At 62.6% G+C, this 17,458-nt stretch carries 15 protein-coding genes; 11 read left to right on the top strand and 4 right to left on the bottom strand.

The window, feature by feature from the left end:
• Positions 1 to 43: 43 nt before the first annotated feature.
• From QM797_RS16275 to QM797_RS16260, 4 genes are all read left to right on the top strand, one after another.
• Positions 44 to 865 (top strand): sulfurtransferase, encoded by an 822-nt coding sequence (locus QM797_RS16275; RefSeq protein WP_283276686.1) that lies wholly within the window; start codon positions 44 to 46, stop codon positions 863 to 865.
• Positions 866 to 935: 70 nt separating this feature from the next.
• Entirely contained in the window at positions 936 to 1,757 is an 822-nt protein-coding gene (locus QM797_RS16270) for an SDR family oxidoreductase (RefSeq protein ID WP_283276685.1), read from the top strand.
• A 9-nt stretch (positions 1,758 to 1,766) separates the two neighbouring features.
• Positions 1,767 to 2,972, top strand: coding sequence for an acyl-CoA dehydrogenase family protein (locus tag QM797_RS16265; protein WP_283276684.1), 1,206 nt, complete (start codon positions 1,767 to 1,769; stop codon positions 2,970 to 2,972).
• 530 nt (positions 2,973 to 3,502) lie between these two features.
• Entirely contained in the window at positions 3,503 to 5,464 is a 1,962-nt protein-coding gene (locus QM797_RS16260; RefSeq protein WP_283276683.1) for a hypothetical protein, read from the top strand.
• Positions 5,465 to 5,872: 408 nt separating this feature from the next.
• Here QM797_RS16260 and QM797_RS26245 read toward each other — a convergent pair whose 3' ends face one another.
• Positions 5,873 to 6,913, bottom strand: a complete 1,041-nt coding sequence (locus tag QM797_RS26245; protein ID WP_349307203.1) for a TIGR03086 family metal-binding protein — start codon at positions 6,911 to 6,913, stop codon at positions 5,873 to 5,875.
• Between the two features lie 2 nt (positions 6,914 to 6,915).
• Positions 6,916 to 7,296 carry an ArsR/SmtB family transcription factor gene (locus tag QM797_RS16245; protein WP_283276682.1) on the bottom strand — a complete coding sequence of 127 codons (381 nt, stop codon included), beginning with the start codon at positions 7,294 to 7,296 and terminating at the stop codon, positions 6,916 to 6,918.
• A gap of 195 nt (positions 7,297 to 7,491) precedes the next feature.
• On the opposite strand from QM797_RS16245, the gene QM797_RS16240 reads away from it, so the two are divergent.
• From QM797_RS16240 to QM797_RS16215, 6 genes are all read left to right on the top strand, one after another.
• A complete protein-coding gene (locus QM797_RS16240; protein ID WP_283276681.1) occupies positions 7,492 to 8,091 on the top strand; it encodes a DJ-1/PfpI family protein in 600 nt (199 codons plus the stop codon).
• Complete coding sequence (locus QM797_RS16235) at positions 8,088 to 8,552, top strand: MarR family winged helix-turn-helix transcriptional regulator (protein ID WP_283276680.1); 465 nt, start codon at positions 8,088 to 8,090, stop codon at positions 8,550 to 8,552. Before QM797_RS16240 ends, QM797_RS16235 begins: the two co-directional genes overlap by 4 nt.
• 7 nt (positions 8,553 to 8,559) lie before the next feature.
• Positions 8,560 to 9,810, top strand: coding sequence for a hypothetical protein (locus tag QM797_RS16230; RefSeq protein WP_283276679.1), 1,251 nt, complete (start codon positions 8,560 to 8,562; stop codon positions 9,808 to 9,810).
• Between the two features lie 55 nt (positions 9,811 to 9,865).
• The gene (locus QM797_RS16225) at positions 9,866 to 10,870 is read left to right on the top strand and encodes an aldo/keto reductase family protein (protein WP_283276678.1); all 1,005 of its coding nucleotides are present in this window, start codon (positions 9,866 to 9,868) and stop codon (positions 10,868 to 10,870) included.
• Positions 10,871 to 10,915: 45 nt separating this feature from the next.
• Entirely contained in the window at positions 10,916 to 12,391 is a 1,476-nt protein-coding gene (locus tag QM797_RS16220) for a carboxylesterase/lipase family protein (RefSeq protein ID WP_502942349.1), read from the top strand.
• A gap of 111 nt (positions 12,392 to 12,502) precedes the next feature.
• The gene (locus QM797_RS16215) at positions 12,503 to 13,867 is read left to right on the top strand and encodes an NAD(P)/FAD-dependent oxidoreductase (protein WP_283276676.1); all 1,365 of its coding nucleotides are present in this window, start codon (positions 12,503 to 12,505) and stop codon (positions 13,865 to 13,867) included.
• 74 nt (positions 13,868 to 13,941) lie between these two features.
• Here QM797_RS16215 and QM797_RS16210 read toward each other — a convergent pair whose 3' ends face one another.
• Positions 13,942 to 15,783 carry a flavin-containing monooxygenase gene (locus QM797_RS16210; RefSeq protein ID WP_283276675.1) on the bottom strand — a complete coding sequence of 614 codons (1,842 nt, stop codon included), beginning with the start codon at positions 15,781 to 15,783 and terminating at the stop codon, positions 13,942 to 13,944.
• A gap of 321 nt (positions 15,784 to 16,104) precedes the next feature.
• A complete protein-coding gene (locus QM797_RS16205) occupies positions 16,105 to 16,668 on the bottom strand; it encodes a TetR/AcrR family transcriptional regulator (protein ID WP_283276674.1) in 564 nt (187 codons plus the stop codon).
• Between the two features lie 67 nt (positions 16,669 to 16,735).
• On the opposite strand from QM797_RS16205, the gene QM797_RS16200 reads away from it, so the two are divergent.
• Positions 16,736 to 17,458 carry an ABC transporter ATP-binding protein gene (locus QM797_RS16200; RefSeq protein ID WP_283276673.1) on the top strand — a complete coding sequence of 241 codons (723 nt, stop codon included), beginning with the start codon at positions 16,736 to 16,738 and terminating at the stop codon, positions 17,456 to 17,458.

The following is a 17,458-nucleotide window of genomic DNA, read 5'->3' as shown; positions in this document are numbered from 1 at the left end:
CACCGAGCTATTCCCCGCGCGGGGCTGTTAGCGTCGGATCCTTATGAGCCCTTCGCCGCTGATCTCTGCCGCCGAACTGCACGATCTCTTCGAGATGGGACGGGCACCCGTCGTCCTCGACATCCGGTTCACGCTTCAGACCGGGAGCGACAGAGCAGGTTACGAGGCCGGGCACATCCCGCACGCGCAATTCGTCGACCTCGATGCCGATCTGGCCGGCCCGCCTGGTCAGCGCGGGCGTCACCCATTGCCCGACGAGGAGACCTTCGTCGCAGCGATGCGCAGCGCCGGGGTGAGTGACGACTCCTCGGTTGTGGTCTACGACGGAGGACCGGCGACCGCGGCCGCGCGCGGCTGGTGGCTGTTGCGCTACTACGGCCACGGCGACGTGCGAGTCCTCGACGGCGGTTTGACTCAATGGGTGGCCGCCGGATTCCCGATCGGCACCGAACCATCGATCGTGGCAGCCGGATCGTTCACCGCACGGCCATCCCTGGCACGAGTCCTCGACGTCGACGACGTACTCGATTTCGCCCGAACCAACGTACTGATCGACGCGCGGGCACCCGAACGATTCCGCGGGGAAGTGGAACCGGTGGATCCCGTGGCCGGTCACATCCCGGGCGCTGTCAATCGACCGACGACCGAGAATGTCGATTTGGACGGGCGATTCCTGGACCCCGAGGTACTCGATGGCACATTCGGTGGACTTGTGCCGGCCGGAAAGGACGTCGCTGTCTACTGCGGATCCGGGGTGACCGCCGCACACCAGATTCTCGCGCTCGAGTTGGCGGGTATCGACGCTGCGTTGTATCCGGGTTCGTGGTCGGGATGGATCACCGATCCGACGCGGCCGAGGGCATGACACCCCGTCTGAGCTGGCTGTTCACCGAACGTGGGTTGAACTTGAATCTGACTTCAACTATACCTGGGGAATGAAGGTTGAAGGTAAGGTTGCCATCGTCACCGGCGGTGGTGGCGGAATCGGCGGGGCCATCGCTGCTCGACTCTCGGAGCACGGCGCACGCGTCATAGTCTCCGATCTCGACGGAGAGACGGCCCAAGCGGTAGTCGACGCCATCGAACGCGACCGGCCGGGAACGGCCGTCGCCGCTGCGGCGGACGCGTCGAACATCGCGGACATCCAACGGCTGATCGCGGTGGCCGAGGACTCGTTCGGACCTGTCGATCTCTACTTCGCCAACGCCGGTATCAGTGGCGCACCCGGGCTCGACGCCACCGAACAGGACTGGGACCTCTCGTTCGATGTGAACGTGCGCGCACACATACGCGCCGCGCAGCTTTTGGTACCGGGTTGGCTCGAGCGCGGTGAGGGGTATTTCGTCAGCACCGCCTCTGCGGCAGGTCTGCTCACCCAGATCGGTTCGGCCACATACGCAACGACCAAGCACGCGGCCGTCGGATTCGCCGAATGGCTGAACGTCACCTACGGCAACCGAGGCATTCGTGTCAGTTGCCTGTGCCCGATGGGCGTCAACACCAAACTGCTCTACGAGGGACGCGAATCCGGAGATGCGTTGGGAGCGGCCGCAACTGCGGCGGTACTGAGCGCCGGCGCCGTACTCGAACCCCTCGACGTTGCCGATGTGGTGCTCGACGCGATGGACCGCGAGCAGTTCCTCATCCTGCCGCACGAGAACGTACTGGACATGTACCGCAACAAGGGTGCCGATTACGACCGGTGGTTGCGCGGCATGCGTCGCTACCAGGACAGCTTGCTCGACAACAACCGATAGGGGCCCACCGTGGCATTTTTCGAGACCTCCGACCGTGCGAAGAAATTCGAGTCGGATCTGTTGGAGTTCATGGACTCTCACGTCTACCCGGCTGAGGCCGTGTACGAGCAGCAGATGCTCGACTCCGGTGACCCGCATTTCCAGCCGCCGATCATCGAGGATCTGAAGAAGGAAGCGCGTTCACGTGGACTGTGGAATCTGTTCCATCCGCACCCCGAGTGGGGCCCCGGCCTGACCAACCTCGAGTACGCCCCGCTCGCCGAGATCATGGGCCGCAGCCTGCTCGCCCCCGAGGCGTGCAACTGCAACGCACCCGATACCGGCAACATGGAGGTGTTCACGCTCTTCGGCACCGACGAGCACAAAGAGAAGTACCTGAAGCCGTTGCTGGACGGCACCATTCGCTCTGCCTTTGCGATGACCGAGCCCGACGTCGCCAGTTCCGATGCCACGAATATTGCCATGAAGATGGACCGCGACGGCGACGACTTCATCCTCAACGGGCGCAAGTGGTGGACGTCCAATGCGATGCACAAGAACTGCAAGGTTCTCATCGTGATGGGCAAGACCGATCCCGAGGCGGCCACCCACCGTCAGCAATCGATGCTGGTGGTGCCCATCGACGCACCCGGTGTCACCGTCCTGCGCAATCTGCCGGTATTCGGCTACATCGACCGCGAAGGTCACGCCGAGGTGCTGTTCGAGGATGTGCGGGTACCGGCGAAGGACGTGTTGAAGGGGCCGGGTGAGGGATTCGCCATCAGTCAGGCTCGTTTGGGACCTGGCCGTATCCACCACGCCATGCGCACCATCGGCGTGGCCGAACGTGCGCTCGAATTGCTCTGTCGCCGTGCGGTATCGCGGGTGACGTTCGGTAAGCCGGTGGCGATGCGCTCGAATATTCAGGACTGGATCGCCGAGGCGCGGATCGAGATCGAGAAGACGCGACTGCTCACGTTCAAAGCCGCGTACCTGATGGACACCGTCGGGAACAAGGAAGCGCGCACCGAGATCGCGGCCATCAAGGTTGCGGCACCGGAGATGGCACTGAAGATCATCGACCGTGCCATCCAGGTGCACGGCGGCGGCGGAGTGAGCAACGATTTCCCGCTCGCGATGATGTACGCCCACATTCGCACCCTGCGTCTGGCCGACGGTCCGGACGAGGTGCACAAGATGTCGATCGCGAAGATGGAGCTGCGTAAGTACCTGTGAACGTGGCTCACGACGTTACAACTTTGACTAACGCCGCAGGCGCGAGGCGGTCGGACTGCCGTGGTGGGACTTGCGCTCGGGCTCCGCGCCCTTGTTGGGGTCGCGTCCTCGTTTTGGAGGCGCGCTCAGAGGACGCGGCCATTTCCCTTCTCTGACAGTTGACCGCGGGGCTCGGATTGCACACGACGTGCCCGCCGCCGCCTGGAACGCACGTCGAACCCCGCGCCACGCGCAGGCTTGCGACTCAGTTAAGCGTTGTTTGCGGCTCATCCGGCTCCCAAAGTATGGAAATGTCGGTCCGGACGCGCAGCCAACCTCACTGCCGACACTTGGCCATCGACTTTTTCGCTGTCGGTTTTGTTGCGCACGACGCATCGGGCTGGGCCCTCGCATAGACCGACCGAATGATAAATGATTCGTTTCGCTATCGAAGCTGGCGACGGAGGTCTTTGTGTGGTCAAATTTAGTCGCGAGCTCACAATGCGTAAGCCGGGAAAATAGGGCGGGGGTGTTCGATGAATCATGCGTGGGTGACCAGAAGCTTCATCAGTGCGATACTGGGTGGAATAATTATCTTCGTAAGAAGATACTTGATCGATTTTATATTCCCTGAAAGTAGTTTGCTGGGTGGTTTTTTCTACTGGCTTCTTGGGACTATTGGGTCGTTGCTCATATTTTGGCTATGTATTAGTTTTGCTTGGAATCTTGGATCACGCACTTATGGGCGCCGAGTGACCAACTATCTCGGTGGAATTTTGGCGGTTACAAGCGCATTTTGGTGCTACTTCGCGGTCTCGGGTAAGGTGCCCGAAGCTCTCAATCAAGCCTTGTTGATAGGTTGGATAGTACAAATCTGCGCAAGAATCCGCTTGAAGAAACCGGTGCCAACCGCAAAGGCTCAGCAGATAAGCGTCGAGGATGTCTATGTCTTGGTGAGTAGGCAACTGGATGAGGCTTTTAGAATTGCGAATACGTGGCCAAGGTCGGCTGTCGTTGAGTTTGCCTCAATGGTTGTTAATCCCGATGCGCATCGGGGTCGACTCACCGAAGAACTGAAAGTCGAACGGATGCTCACGTCAAAAACAGGCCGCCAGGCGGTTCATCACAGCAATATTGCCCTTGACGAAAAATATTCTCCGGGCAGTTCGGGGGATGAATCAAAGGTCAAGGAACCTGTATATCTGCCGGTCCTTTACCCTATGAAAGGGCAACTATATGACGGAATGAAGATTTCGGTGGAAGGGGCAGACTCGGTGGAGTCGCTAAGCTTCCACCAGTCTCAAGTCCGTTACCTGGCAGTAATCATCGTGTTGTTTCGTGAGGCATACGACTTACCTGAGGAATTTAACGAATGGGGAGAGGAGTTCGTAACTAAGTTCAGTACCCTGGTGTCGAAATTTATGGTACCAGCGAATCTTTTGCTAACGGTAGAACAGGTCGAAGATTGTCAGTCGGCATTGGAAGCCTGCTTTGCGTCGAGTAGCAAACATCCGGGAGCACACGCTTCCGCAAAATTTATGGCTCAAACATGCATCGAGCGATATGCGATTATTCTATGTGTTGAACGTCAAGAATGGTACGACATCACGTATGAATACGTTTTGGACACCAGGCAGCTGCTACCGCCTCGAAGTCTGAAATTCAGCGAGCTTTCGCTCAAGCGAGCTTGGCGGAGCCTTACCGCACCTGCCGGGTTCATAGTGATCCCGTTGTCGAGGGCGCACACGTGTTCCAGTTTCCATTTGGAGATGACTATCCCTTCTGGGTCCTACATCGGTGCCACTACGGTCGTCAACGAAGATGGGTCGATAGAGGAACGTTCCAGCTATCCGGCTATGCTCGGGCAAGGTCCATACGTGCGGCTGCCGACCCTTGGTCTGTCCCGCGCGCACCTATATCTGAGGTCTTCGCGATTGTTCTCTAGCTCGGTCGGTCACGCGCGAGAAGTTCGCTTTAACGTGTACGAGAAGCCGTATGGATCCGATCTTTTGGCGATGCTCTGGTTAATTGTGGTGGTGGGTATCAGTGCAGTTGCGAAGCAAACTTTGCTGGAGGGTAAAGGTGAGACAAGTAATATTCTGGCGTTTTCAATTGCATTTCCCCTTATGCTTACGACGGCCGTTACGGTGTTCACCGCGAGAGCGAAGAACTCTCTTAACGTCTCGGTTACTGCCGTTGCTCTAAGCTTTAGCGGTGCAGCTCTTCTGGTTTGGGAAGTGTCCATGTTCGTGGGTGGGCTCGTAACCAAAGACAGTGCGATCCGTCTGAGGCTGCTGTCAGACGGCCTGTGGACTGTGCTGCTAGCAGTGGGGTTGTGTCTGGCTCTGCTGGCCAGTGCTATATTTGTGATTCGAATCACAAGATTTGGGTGGTTCTACATGTTGTGCGCCTATGGTAGTCGCAAGCGGATTTTGGGTGATCAGCCGCCAGGGGCTCTAGAGGACCCTGGCGATCTTGACCAGGGAGGCGAAAGGCAATATGTCGATCAGTGAGCTCATGGCGTTTGTCCTTGGCCCAGATCCGTCAGATCGGGACGATCGAAAGACAATTCGCATAGATGACGATGAGCCTTCGGCGCAGGAGGTTGACTCCCGACTGGTGGCCAACCTGCTTGCAAACCGTGATTCGGCCATGCCAGCAGGGATCGGTAGCTCTCCTTCAGGCTCAGTCGTAGCTCTGCGGCGTCACCGCGTTTTTTAGGCGGATAAGGTTCGCCCCTCCGAAGTAGCCCAGCTAGTGCTCGTGGCCAGGTCTAAATTTGTCTTCCTGTCGCGTTTAAACTCCCAGACCGGGACGCCGTTGCGGTCCATCCTTGGCGCGCGGTGCTCGCGGTCGTAAATACACAGGTGGTGCAGGTCAGGCGTTCAGCCGAATCGGGCTCTGCAGGCCCGAAAGGCGGTTCAATCCCCCGGAACCTGGGCCTTCCAGTGCGGGTCACGGCCGATGAAGGCCATAAGTTTGTCCTGCGCGGACGCGTCGTCGCCGATCGAGATGGCGGGCCCGTACTGCCCGCTGTCCCGTAGCATCTGCTCCATCGGTCGCATGGCGTCGAGGGCCGCCGCGCAGCGCTCCTGGCCCAAGTCGGGTTCCAGGCCAAGGGCTTTCGCCAGGTCCCAGGAGTGCATCCAGATGTCGGCGGTGTAGAACATCGCGATCGCCTTGTCCACCGGCATGTCTCCCGTGTGCGGGTTGCTCGAGACGCGGTCGGAAGGGTCGTCGAGAATTGCCTGGATGTCGGCGACGTGTTGCCTCCATGCGGCTTTCGGGTCGGCCTCGATGTCGAGAGTCTGGAATTCGATTCCTGCGCCGCCCGCGAGAAAGCCGCGAGACCACTCGATCAGGTGCTTCACGACATCGATTGCGGCCCAGTCCGATACCGGGCTCGGGCGTGACCAGTCCTCGGGCGACGCGGACTCGACGAGCGCGGTGAACACGGCGGCGTCCTGCAGGTGCTGCTGGGCCGGACCTGTTCGTTGCCCGAGCAGTTCGTCGAGTTTGTCGTAGCCCTCCTTCACCCCGACATCCATGCCGCTGGACAGCATGCCGTCCCGAGTTGCAAAGTCGGACATCACGCTCAGCACTCTCAGCCGTGTCCCGCCGCCGTCGCGGCCCTCGAATGTGAGGGTCTCGAGGGCAACCGAATCGGGTTGGCCCTCGTAGGTGAACGTCCACACGATCCGCTCGTTGTCCCTGACCTCGTGGAAGCTGCCGAAGAAAGCAGCGATCTCTTTGCCGTCCCGATCGTTGGCGAATGCCCAGGAGCCTCCGGTATGGCCCTCCCACTTCAGAATTCGCGTGGTCAACGATCTGGGCCCCACCCACTTTCGGTACAGTTCGGGATCGATGTGAGCGCGGAACAACTGCTCCGGCGTTGCATCGAACTCCCGAACGATCTCGATCGTGGGTACTTTCTCGTCCGCGAGGATCTCGGTTTCGTACATGGTTACGACGCTTCTTTCGTGTGCGGGGTCTTCGTCTGGTTATCCTCGATGTCCATGCTGTCCATGCTGTCCAGCAGGGCGTCGAGGCGTCGGTAGCGTTGTTCTGCTTCCTGTCGATAGCGCTCGATCCATTTCGCCACGAGGCCGAACACCTCCGCGTCCAGATGCACCGGCCGACGCTGGGCATCTTTGCTTCGGGTGACCAGGCCGGCCTCCTCGAGCACCTTCACGTGCTTGGATACGGCCTGCAGACTCATGTCGTAGGGCTCCGCCAATTCGCTGACGCTTGCGTCTGCGCCGGCGAGCCGCGCCACCATGTCGCGACGAGTGGGGTCGGCCAATGCCGCGAACGTCTTGTCGAGTTGCTCCGTGTGATCGTCCATCGCCGTCTCTCTTTCTCGATGGGGCCGAGAGTAAGCCGCGTGACGTGCATCGTCAACCATTTGGTTGAGTAATACGACTGGATGGACGAGCTGGATCCCCGTGCGCGGGCAACTCGAGTGCTGCCGAGTATTGACAGGATGCTGTCAATGCGGCAATGATGACAGCATCCTGTCAATCGATGCGAGGACGTTCCGATGACCACCATTGCGCTCTACGCCACCGACACCATGGCCGACTGGGAGTACGGATACCTCACCGCAGGCCTGGCCATGGCCCGCGAGCAGGACCCGGATGCCAACCGGCTGATCGTCGCCTCCGAGACGGGGGAGGCCGTCACGACGATGGGAGGATTGCGAATCACGCCCGATCTGGCCCTGGCGGATCTTCCGTCCGTCGATGCTCTGATATTGCCGGGTGCGGCGACCTGGAATGTTGGCCACGATGCGGCTCTAGGTTTGGCCGCAGAACTGGTTGCGGCGGGTACTCCGGTTGCGGCGATCTGCGGTGCAACCTACGGCCTGGCCCGGACCGGACTGCTCGACGCACGTCCGCACACCTCGAATGCCGCCGATTTCCTGACGCAGGCAACCGAATACCGTGGTGCCGAGTACTACCGAGAAGAAAAAGCGGTGTCCGACGGCACCGTGATCACCGCAGGCGCGACGGCACCCATCGAATTCGCCAAGCTGGTGTTCGAGCGGCTGAACGTGTTTCCACAACCGATCGTCGACGCCTGGTACGGCCTTTACACAACAGGAGAGCGAAAGTACTACGACCAGTTGGCGGGGGCATGACCGACCGCAGCCCGGAGGGGGACGCGCTGACTGCGCTGGTGCTGCCCGTTTTCGAGCTCAACGGCGAGTTTCTCGCTGCGGCACAGGACATCACCGCGCCGACGGGTCTGACGCCGGCCTGGTGGCAGGTCCTCGGAGCCACCCTGGACGAGCCACTCTCGGTCGCAGACATCGCGCGACGCGTCGGGCTGGGACTGGCGCGGCAGAGCGTGCAAAGGACCGCAAATCTGTTGGTGGACAGAGGCTGGGCGGTGTACATAGACAATCCTCACCACAAGCGGGCCAAGCTCCTCGAGCCCACACCCAAGGGGCGCGATACGGTCGCCTCGCTGCGAGATGCTCAATACGCGTGGTCGGACGCCGTGGGAGCTGCAGTGGGGGAGGACGAGTTGCATGCGTTCGCGGCTACCCTCGACAAGATTCTCGCGGCATCCCGGGACTACCGCGGCGGCAGTGCATAATTCGGGCATGGTTGTGCTTACGGTACTGCTCACCGGGTTGCTGGCCGGATTGTCGATGCAGACGGACGGGGTCGACATCTTCGGCGACACCAGCGCCGGTGGAGTGCTGTTCTCGAGTGGCGGCGGGGGAGTCGCGGTTGCGGTGGTCATGGCGTCGGCCATTGCCATGACCGTTCGGCGTCGCATCGTCCTGGCAGGGTTGGCCATCGCCGCGGCTGTCGTCGCTGGGGTGACGGCACTGCTGATGCCCTCCGACCTCGCCGAAGTGATAGCGGGCGGAGTTCTGTTGGGATGCACAGCAGTACGGGCGAACGGTTCACGAATTCGACAAGCGCTGCTGATCGGATCATTCCTTCTCGGTCTGCTCAGTGCAGGTGCGGTCGAGGCGTTTCAGTACCCAGGCATTCCGCGGCGTTACGCCGACTACCTCACCGAATCCGATATCGGCACACCGGTGGTAATTCCGGTCCTGTGCGCACTCGTGGTTTTGGCGACGGCGTGGGTGGCTCGTGTCGACCACGCTGATGACTACCCGTCACCCGACAGCAATATCCGCACGGTGGGGGCGATCCTGCTGATCGCGGTCGGCGGGTTGCTGCTCAATCTGCTGTTCTTGCACGACGTGTTCCGTGGGGGCTTCGGGTTCGAGGGACGGTGGTATTTCGGCCTCCTCACCGTCCCCGTACTCTTCGGGGCTGCTGCACTGTTGCCGGGGCGCGGTGGCGTGTCCGTTCTCGTGGGCGCGGCGGTCTTGCTCACGTCGACCACCACCGCCGGGGTGGGGATCGACGTGTCGGACGGAGTCTGGGTACTCGGGCTCGTGGCCGTGACGGCACTCACGGTGGCGGCCGGCGCGGCACTCGGATTACGTTGGGGGCGTCCGCTGATCGGCTTCGTAGTTCTGGCGGTGGTCTGCGCGACGGCACTGTTCGAGAGCGAACCGTTGGACAACGTCAACTACGCGGCGAGCCTGGTGATCTTCCCTGCTGCCGCGGCCTATCTGTATGTCTCGTGCAGGTCGTCTACTCCCACAACCTCGACCCCCACGACCTTGACCCTGGGCCTCGCAGTACCGGTGGCGATCACGGTGCCGATGGTCGTCACCTACGGATGGACGGCATACACGCCGCTGACCTCGATCGACACCAGTACGTTCTCGCCCAGCACCGACCTGTGGCTCTCGACGGGCGCGGCAGTCGTGACGGTCGTCCTCGCGGGTGTCGGGACGTGGGTACTCGATCGTCGGTCGTCGCTGTAGTCGGCTCCCGGCGACGGATAGAACCTCCGTCGGTCACCGGAGTACCGTTTTCTGCATGGCTTACAGATACCTCGGAAACAGTGGACTGAAGATCTCGGAGATCACCTACGGCAACTGGTTGACGCACGGATCGCAGGTGGAGTACGACATCGCCACCCAGTGTGTACGCGCCGCTCTCGATGCGGGCATCACCACGTTCGACACCGCCGACGTCTACGCCAACGGAGCTGCCGAGACGGTGCTGGGCGACGCGCTGAAAGGGGAGCGTCGGCAATCGCTCGAGATTTTCACCAAGGTCTATTTCCCCGTCGGACCCAAGGGCCCCAACGACACCGGACTCTCACGCAAGCACATCCTCGAAGGCATCGACGCCTCGCTGCGTCGGCTCGGCACCGATTACGTCGACCTCTACCAGGCGCATCGCTACGACGTCGAGACCCCGCTCGAAGAGACCATCGCCGCCTTCGGTGATGTCGTCCGTCAGGGCAAGGCGCTCTACATCGGCGTCTCGGAGTGGACGGCCGATCAGCTGCGACGCGGTCAGGAACTCGCCCGCCAGAACGGCTTCTCGATCATCTCGAACCAGCCGCAGTATTCGGCCCTGTGGCGTGTCATCGAGGATCAGGTGATCCCGACGTCGAAGGAACTGGGCATCTCGCAGATCGTTTGGTCGCCCATCGCCCAGGGCGTGCTCACCGGTAAGTACCTTCCCGGTCAACCCCTGCCCGATGGTTCGCGCGCCAAGGATGACAAGGGCGGCGACAAGATGATCGCGCGCTACCTCGACGATCAGACGCTCACCCGGGTGCAGCAGCTGAAGCCGATTGCCGACGATCTGGGAATCACCATGGCGCAGTTGGCCGTTGCTTGGGTGTTGGCCAACGACAACATCGCCGCCGCACTCGTCGGGGCCTCGCGGCCGGAGCAGATCGCCGAGAACATCAAGGCCTCGGAGGTCACACTCGACGCCGACGTTCTCGCGAAGATCGACGAGGCCCTCGGAGATTCCGTCGAGCGTGACGCGGGCAAGACTGGCTCGCCCGAGGCACGTCTGGTCTGACCGCCTGCCTGCGTCGAGCCGACCCGAACAGGGTAGTAAAGAGGTATGGACATGATCACCGTCGATACACCTCAGGGCCAGGTTCGCGGTCGGACCGGCGCAGGCATCACCTCGTTTCTCGGAGTGCCGTACGCCGAGGCTCCGTTCGGACCCCGCCGATTCCAAGCACCGTCGTCGCCGCCCACGTGGGACGGCGTGCGCGACGCGCTCGAGTTCGGGGCCACCGTTCCCAAGGTGGGTTACCGTCCGCCGACCAGCGAGATCCTCAGTGAGCCGGTGGTACCCGGCGTGGACTGCCTGAACGTCAACGTCTTCACCCCCGATGTCGGCGGCTCGGCACCGGTGTTCGTCTGGATTCACGGCGGCGCATTCGTCAACGGCAGCAACGCCATTCCCACGTACGACGGTTCCGCCTTCGCGCGCGACGGCGTCGTGGCCGTGGTGATCAACTACCGACTCGGCGTCGACGGCTTCGCGCTGATCGACGGAGCCCCGGCCAACCGCGGGATGCTCGACCAGGTCGCCGCCCTCGAATGGGTACGCGACCACATCGCTGCCTACGGCGGCGACCCGGCCCGAGTGACCATTGCGGGAGAGTCGGCAGGCGCGATGAGCGTCGGCACCCTGATGTCGATGCCCCGTGCCGAGGGGCTCTTCCAGCGGGCGATCCTGCAAAGTGGAGCCGGCCACCACGTCATCACCGCCGAGACCGCCGCGACGGTCTCCGCGGCGTTGGCGGCCTCGCTCGGCGTCGAGGCGACGGTCGACGGACTCGGTTCGGTGTCGGTGGACGCGTTGGTCGACGCGCAGCGCGATCTGTCCGATCGCATCGCGGCCGAGGCGCCGACCGGTGCGTGGGGTGAGCTCGCCTTGAACGTCATGGCATTCGAGCCGTACATCGACGGTGATGTCGTTCCGGCGCTTCCCTTTTCGCGAATCATCAGTGACGGCGCGAGCGCACAGGTGGACGTGCTGATCGGAACCACCAGCGAGGAACATGCGTTCTTCATCGTTCCGGCCGGAATAGTCTCGCACCTCACCGAGGACTACGTGAAGATGGTCCTTGCCGGGTACCGAGCCGACCCGTCGGCGCTGGACAGGTACCGCGAACAGCTGCCCGACGCTTCGGCCGGCGAACTGATGATCGCGGTCATGACCGACTGGTTCTTCCGTATCCCGGCCACGCGTCTGGTCGAGGCCCGCTCCGGTAACGCATTCGTCTACGAGTTCACCTGGCGCTCATCGCTGTTCGACGGCTCGCTCGGGGCCTGCCATGCACTCGAGATCCCGTTCGTGTTCGACATGCTGCACAAACCCGAGACCGCACGAATCACGGGCCCGAACCCGCCGCAGAAGGTTGCCGACGAGATGCACCGTGCCTGGGTCGATTTCGTGCGCGACGGCTCACCCGGATGGGACTCGTACGGCAGCGACCGTGCGGTGATGATGTTCGGAGACGAGCCGGGCGTCATTCTGGACCCGAGGTCGGCGACACGCGCAGTGTGGGACGGGGTGCGCTGACTCTCGAGGTGTGCTGACTCTCGAGGTGCGCTGACTCGACAGCCAGCGAGGTCTCGATCACACCTCCAATCGTCGTCTGCGGAGCACTCGGAACGAGAGTTAGCCTGGCTCATGCTCAGATTTGTTCCCGGATTCGGCTCCGACACCCCGGCTCCTGCGAGGCCGGCCAGGGTCGTCGTGGTCGGCGGTGGTTTCGGTGGATTCAATGCCCTCCAACAGCTCGAGAAGCTGCTGGGACCCGATCGGGCGAAGCTGACACTGGTCGCCCCGACCGACTACCTGCTGTACAGCCCGTTGCTGCCCGAGGTGGCCACCGGCGTGCTCGATCCCCGCGATATCGCCGTCTCGATCCGTCAGACCTTGCCCCGAACGTCGTTGGCGCTCGGCCACGTCGTCGATGTCGACTTCGACGCGCACCGATTGACGCTGACCGGGGCCGAGGGGGACTCCACTCTCGAGTGGGACAAGTTGATCCTCGCGCCGGGTTCGGTGACCAAGCAGTTCGATATCCCCGGCGTCGACGAACACGCGCACGGGCTCAAGACACTGAGCGAAGCGGTGTACATCCGCAATCACGTGCTCGCGCAGCTCGATGCAGCCGACGCCCTCCCCGACACGCCTGCGGGCCGGGCAGAACGCGCCGAACGGTTGACCGTCGTCGCCGTCGGAGCAGGTTATACCGGCACGGAATTCGTTGCGCAGATGCAGAATTGGGTGCGCGGGATCGCGACCCGCTGGGGGAGCATCGATCCGAAGGACGTCCGCTGGCTGTTGGTCGACCTGGCGCCGAAGGTGCTGCCCGAACTCGGTGACCGGCTGGGCCGAGAGGCGCTCGACGTGCTCGCCGATCGCGGCGTCGAGGTTCGTCTCGAGATCTCGGTGGCTGCTGCGACCGCAACCTCGGTGACGTTGACCGACGGGGAGGTCGTCCCGTCGAGGACACTCGTCTGGGGTGCAGGTGTCGCCCCGAGCCCTCTGATCGCGACGCTCGGACTGCCGACGGAGAAGGGGCGACTCGTCGTCGGTGCCGACATGACGGTCCCCGGTGTGCCCGGTGTCTGGGCCATCGGCGACGCCGCTGCGGTGCCCGATCTGGCCGCCGACCCGTCGAAGCCGACGGCGCCCACCGCCCAGCATGCGCAGCGGCAAGGTGTGGCCGTCGCCCGAAATGTTGCGGCGTCACTCGGCGTCGGGCAGGCGCGCCCGTACAAGCACAAGGATTTGGGACTGGTCGCCGATCTCGGCGGGTTCGACGGCGTGGCAAAGCCTCTCGGCATCCCGCTGACCGGACCAGTGGCGAAGTTCGTCGCGCGCGGATATCACCTGTACGCGCTGCCGACGATCTCCGCGCGAGTGCGGGTAGCGACGGATTGGCTGTACAGCGCGGTGCTGCCGACCCGGGTCGTCAACCTTGCACAGGTGCGGTCCGAGGATGCGTTGATCAACAAGGCTCAGGCGATCGACCTGTACGAGTAGAGCGGCTGCGCCGCACGTGCGCGGAAACTCGTAGCCTGAACACGTAGCCTGCTACGAATTTCCGCGCACATGGGTCACCGAAGGTGATGCACTTCCTGCAGCCCGTAGACCGGGGTGTCGATGCCCTCGTAGCGCGCCTTGATCTGCAGCGCGAGGTAGAGCGAATAGTGCCGTGACTGATGCAGATTGCCGCCGTGGAACCAGAAGTTCTCCTGCTGCGTCGGCTTCCACATGTTGCGCTGCTCGCCCTCCCACGGACCGGGATCCTTGGTGGTGTCCGATCCGAGGCCCCAGCATTTGCCGACCTTGTCCGCGGTCTCCTGGTCGATCAGATCGGCGACCCAGCCGTTCATCGAGCCGTAGCCCGTGGCGTAAACGATCAGGTCGGCCGGCAGCTCGGTACCGTCCTCGAGCACCACGCCGGTCTTGCTGATTCGCTCCACCTGTCCGGCAACGAGTTTGATCTTGCCGTCCGCGACGAGCTCGGATGCGCCGACGTCGATGTAGTAGCCCGAGCCGCGGCGCAGGTACTTCATGAACAGTCCTGAACCGTCGTCACCGAAGTCGTGTTGGAAGCCGGCCTTCTCGAGGCGATCGTAGAAGTCCTTGTCCTGCTCCGCGATCTGCTGATAGACAGGGATCTGGAACTCGTGCATGATCCGGTACGGCAGCGACGCAAACGTGAGATCGGCTTTGCCCGTGGTCATTCCGGACTCAACGGCGCGCTCGGAGTACAGATCCCCGAGCGCGATCTCGCACAGCGAATCGGACTTGACGATGTGAGTCGACGAACGCTGCAGCATCGTGACGTCGACGCCCGTCTCGTACAGAGCCTTGCAGATGTCGTGCGCCGAGTTGTTGGAACCGACCACCACGACGCGCTTGCCGACATAGGCGTCGGGACCGGGGTGTTCGCTGGAATGGTGCTGCTCGCCCTCGAACTCGTCCATGCCGGGGAAGGTGGGCACGTTCTTCTTGCCGGACATCCCGGTGGCCATCACCAACTGCTTGGGCCGCAGGATCACTTCCTCACCGTCGCGGTCGACGACGACCGTCCACTCTTTCGCCACCTCGTCGTAGGTCGCGGACTTCGCGGTGGTCTTGCTCCAGTACGGCACTTCCATGACTTTGGTGTACATCTCGAGCCAGTCGCCGATCTTGTCCTTCGGCGCGAACACCGGCCAGTTCGGCGGGAACGGCAGGTATGGGAGATGGTCGTACCAGACCGGGTCGTGCAGGCACAGCGACTTGTAGCGCCCACGCCATTGATCGCCGGGGCGTTCGGCGCGGTCGACGACGATCGCAGGCACTCCCAACTGTCGGAATCGAGCGCCGAGCGCGATACCGCCTTGGCCTCCACCGATCACGAGAGCGTACGGCTGCACGCTGTAGCCCAGCTCGTTCTCCTCGATCTCCTTCTTCTCCGCCCAGTTCTGGGTATCGGCGTTCGAGCCGTGCACCGCGCCCTTGATGCGGGACTTGCCCTGACGCTCCTCATGGCCCTTGAGCTCCTGCATGGTCGTCAGCAGAGTCCAGGCCACGTCGTCGCCGGTGTCGGCATCCACCGTCAGGCGCAGATGACCTTTACCTCGGCTCGTTGCGGTCTCGAACTCGATCCACGCCGAGACGACGCCGTCCGCCTCGTCGGGAACCTCGGTGGTGTGGAAACCCGTCGGATCGGTGTCGTCGAGCCGTTCGGACAGCATGTCGGCGACGCCTTCCCTACCCTCAACCGTCTTCAGGTTCCACGTGAAGGTGACGAGATCGCGCCAGAAGCTACTGACGGCGAACATGCCGGCGACGCGGGGGATGTCTCGTGCGACCAGTGCGTCCTCGAAGTTCGTCAGCCAGGCGTCGACCCGTTCCTGCGGGGTGTGCGTGCGGGTGATCGAGGCCGGCTCGATGGTCTGGGTCATGAAAGCTCCTTGCGGTTCGTGGCACCCTCTGTGTGACTCAGCACACTCCTCGCGCGGCGGATGGTCGAGAGTTGCAGGGGGTTGCAGTGCGAATCGCGGACGAATGTGGCGATGTGCGACGCCACTTCGGTCCGTCGGTCGTCAGCAACCCAGGCAAGCAGCACAGGCCGGTCGAAGTCGGAAAGCAATCCGGCAGGATCGAACGGTGTCGCTCGTGTCGTCGGTATGCAGAACGCCACGATCGCGTATCGGCGTGAAGTTGTGTTCGAGCAGTTCGTCGTCGGCCCTGGGTGAACTGTGTCGGTTCCGTGACCGGCGGCGCTACGAGGACGTGGCGGTGGTTCGTGGGTGACTGTCGGCGCGCACGATTTCCTCGGCTGTCGGCGCCGCGGCGGGATCGGTCAGGATCTGCACAGCCAGGCCGGTGAGCAGCGAGTAGTAGTGCGAACCGACCGCGTGAATCTCGGCTGGATCGGCGTCGGCTCCGAGTCCGCCGAACGCTTGGGCAAGGGCGAGACGGGACTCTGCCTGCCCCCGAGCGTTGAGCGCGCGTATCTCGGGTTCGCGCTCGACGTACCCGATCGACTCGAAGTTGACGAACCACAGTGGGCGGTTCGCTTCGATGGACGAGATGATCCGAGCCCACCGCTCGACGTCGGGCAGCGTCTCCTCGCTACCGAGGGCGGCGAACAGTTCGGTACCCCATTCGGCGTTGAGGTCGAGCAGCGCTCGGGTGAGCAGTTGGTCCTTCGAGCCGAAGTGATAGCTGATCGACGCGAGATTCGCGCCCGACGATGCGACGAGGTCGCGGACGGTGACCTGGGCGTACCCCTTGTCCAACAGGCATGACCGGGCCGCTCTCAGAAGGTTGTCTCGATGGCTCACGGTTTGTAGGCTAGCATCGCCATATATAAACGTTCGTTTTAAACAACTGTTTCTTATGGAGGCTGCCGTGACGCTTTATATCGAAAGTATTGTCGCTGGATACGTCGAAGGAGACCGAGAGGTGCCGGTGTTGCGAGGCGTCAGTGCCCTGGCACCGACGGGTTCGTTCACCTCGGTGATGGGACCGTCGGGCTCCGGGAAGAGCACGCTGCTGCGCTGTGCGTCGGGCTTGATGGGACCGTCGAGTGGTCGAGTGCTCCTCGACGGAACCGACATCACTGCCTTGTCGGGCAACGATCTCATCCGATACCGCAGGCGATCGATGGGATTCGTGTTCCAATCCTTCGATCTGCTTACGGCGCTGAACGTTCAGCAGAATGTGGAGCTTCCCCTTCGTCTCGACGGCCGCAGACCGGATCGCCGCCGAACGATCGAGATGCTCGACATCGTCGGGCTTGCGGAATTCGCCGAACGGAGTCCCGAGCAGCTCTCCGGCGGCCAACGGCAACGGGTGGCCATTGCCCGTGCCGTCGTCGGCGATCCCACGATCGTGTTCGCCGACGAACCGACCGGTGCACTCGATATCAACAGCGCCGCAAACGTTCTCCGTATTCTCCGCAGCATTGCCGACTCCGGCCGCACTGTCGTCATGGTCACCCATGACCCGGTCGCGGCCGCCACGTCCGACAGGGTGCTGTTTCTGGCCGATGGTGAACTGGTCGACCAGTTGTCGGCACCGACTGCGAGCGCAGTCGCGTCGAGGATGACCGACCTCGTCTCGGCGGCCTGA

This window comes from Rhodococcus sp. IEGM 1381 (genome assembly GCF_030056795.1).
Classification (GTDB): Bacteria; Actinomycetota; Actinomycetes; order Mycobacteriales; family Mycobacteriaceae; genus Rhodococcoides.
The sequence above is the reverse complement of the archived record's forward strand: the minus strand, read 5'-3'. Positions and strand labels throughout refer to the sequence as shown.

Bases quoted from the DNA above. Each gene is read 5' to 3' on its own strand.
- QM797_RS16275 (WP_283276686.1), top strand. From the start codon at position 44: ATGAGCCCTTCGCCGCTGATCTCTGCCGCCGAACTGCACGATCTCTTC.
- QM797_RS16270 (WP_283276685.1), top strand. From the start codon at position 936: ATGAAGGTTGAAGGTAAGGTTGCCATCGTCACCGGCGGTGGTGGCGGA.
- QM797_RS26245 (WP_349307203.1), bottom strand. From the start codon at position 6,913: ATGTACGAAACCGAGATCCTCGCGGACGAGAAAGTACCCACGATCGAG.
- QM797_RS16245 (WP_283276682.1), bottom strand. From the start codon at position 7,296: ATGGACGATCACACGGAGCAACTCGACAAGACGTTCGCGGCATTGGCC.
- QM797_RS16240 (WP_283276681.1), top strand. From the start codon at position 7,492: ATGACCACCATTGCGCTCTACGCCACCGACACCATGGCCGACTGGGAG.
- QM797_RS16235 (WP_283276680.1), top strand. From the start codon at position 8,088: ATGACCGACCGCAGCCCGGAGGGGGACGCGCTGACTGCGCTGGTGCTG.
- QM797_RS16230 (WP_283276679.1), top strand. From the start codon at position 8,560: ATGGTTGTGCTTACGGTACTGCTCACCGGGTTGCTGGCCGGATTGTCG.
- QM797_RS16225 (WP_283276678.1), top strand. From the start codon at position 9,866: ATGGCTTACAGATACCTCGGAAACAGTGGACTGAAGATCTCGGAGATC.
- QM797_RS16220 (WP_502942349.1), top strand. From the start codon at position 10,916: ATGGACATGATCACCGTCGATACACCTCAGGGCCAGGTTCGCGGTCGG.
- QM797_RS16215 (WP_283276676.1), top strand. From the start codon at position 12,503: ATGCTCAGATTTGTTCCCGGATTCGGCTCCGACACCCCGGCTCCTGCG.
- QM797_RS16210 (WP_283276675.1), bottom strand. From the start codon at position 15,783: ATGACCCAGACCATCGAGCCGGCCTCGATCACCCGCACGCACACCCCG.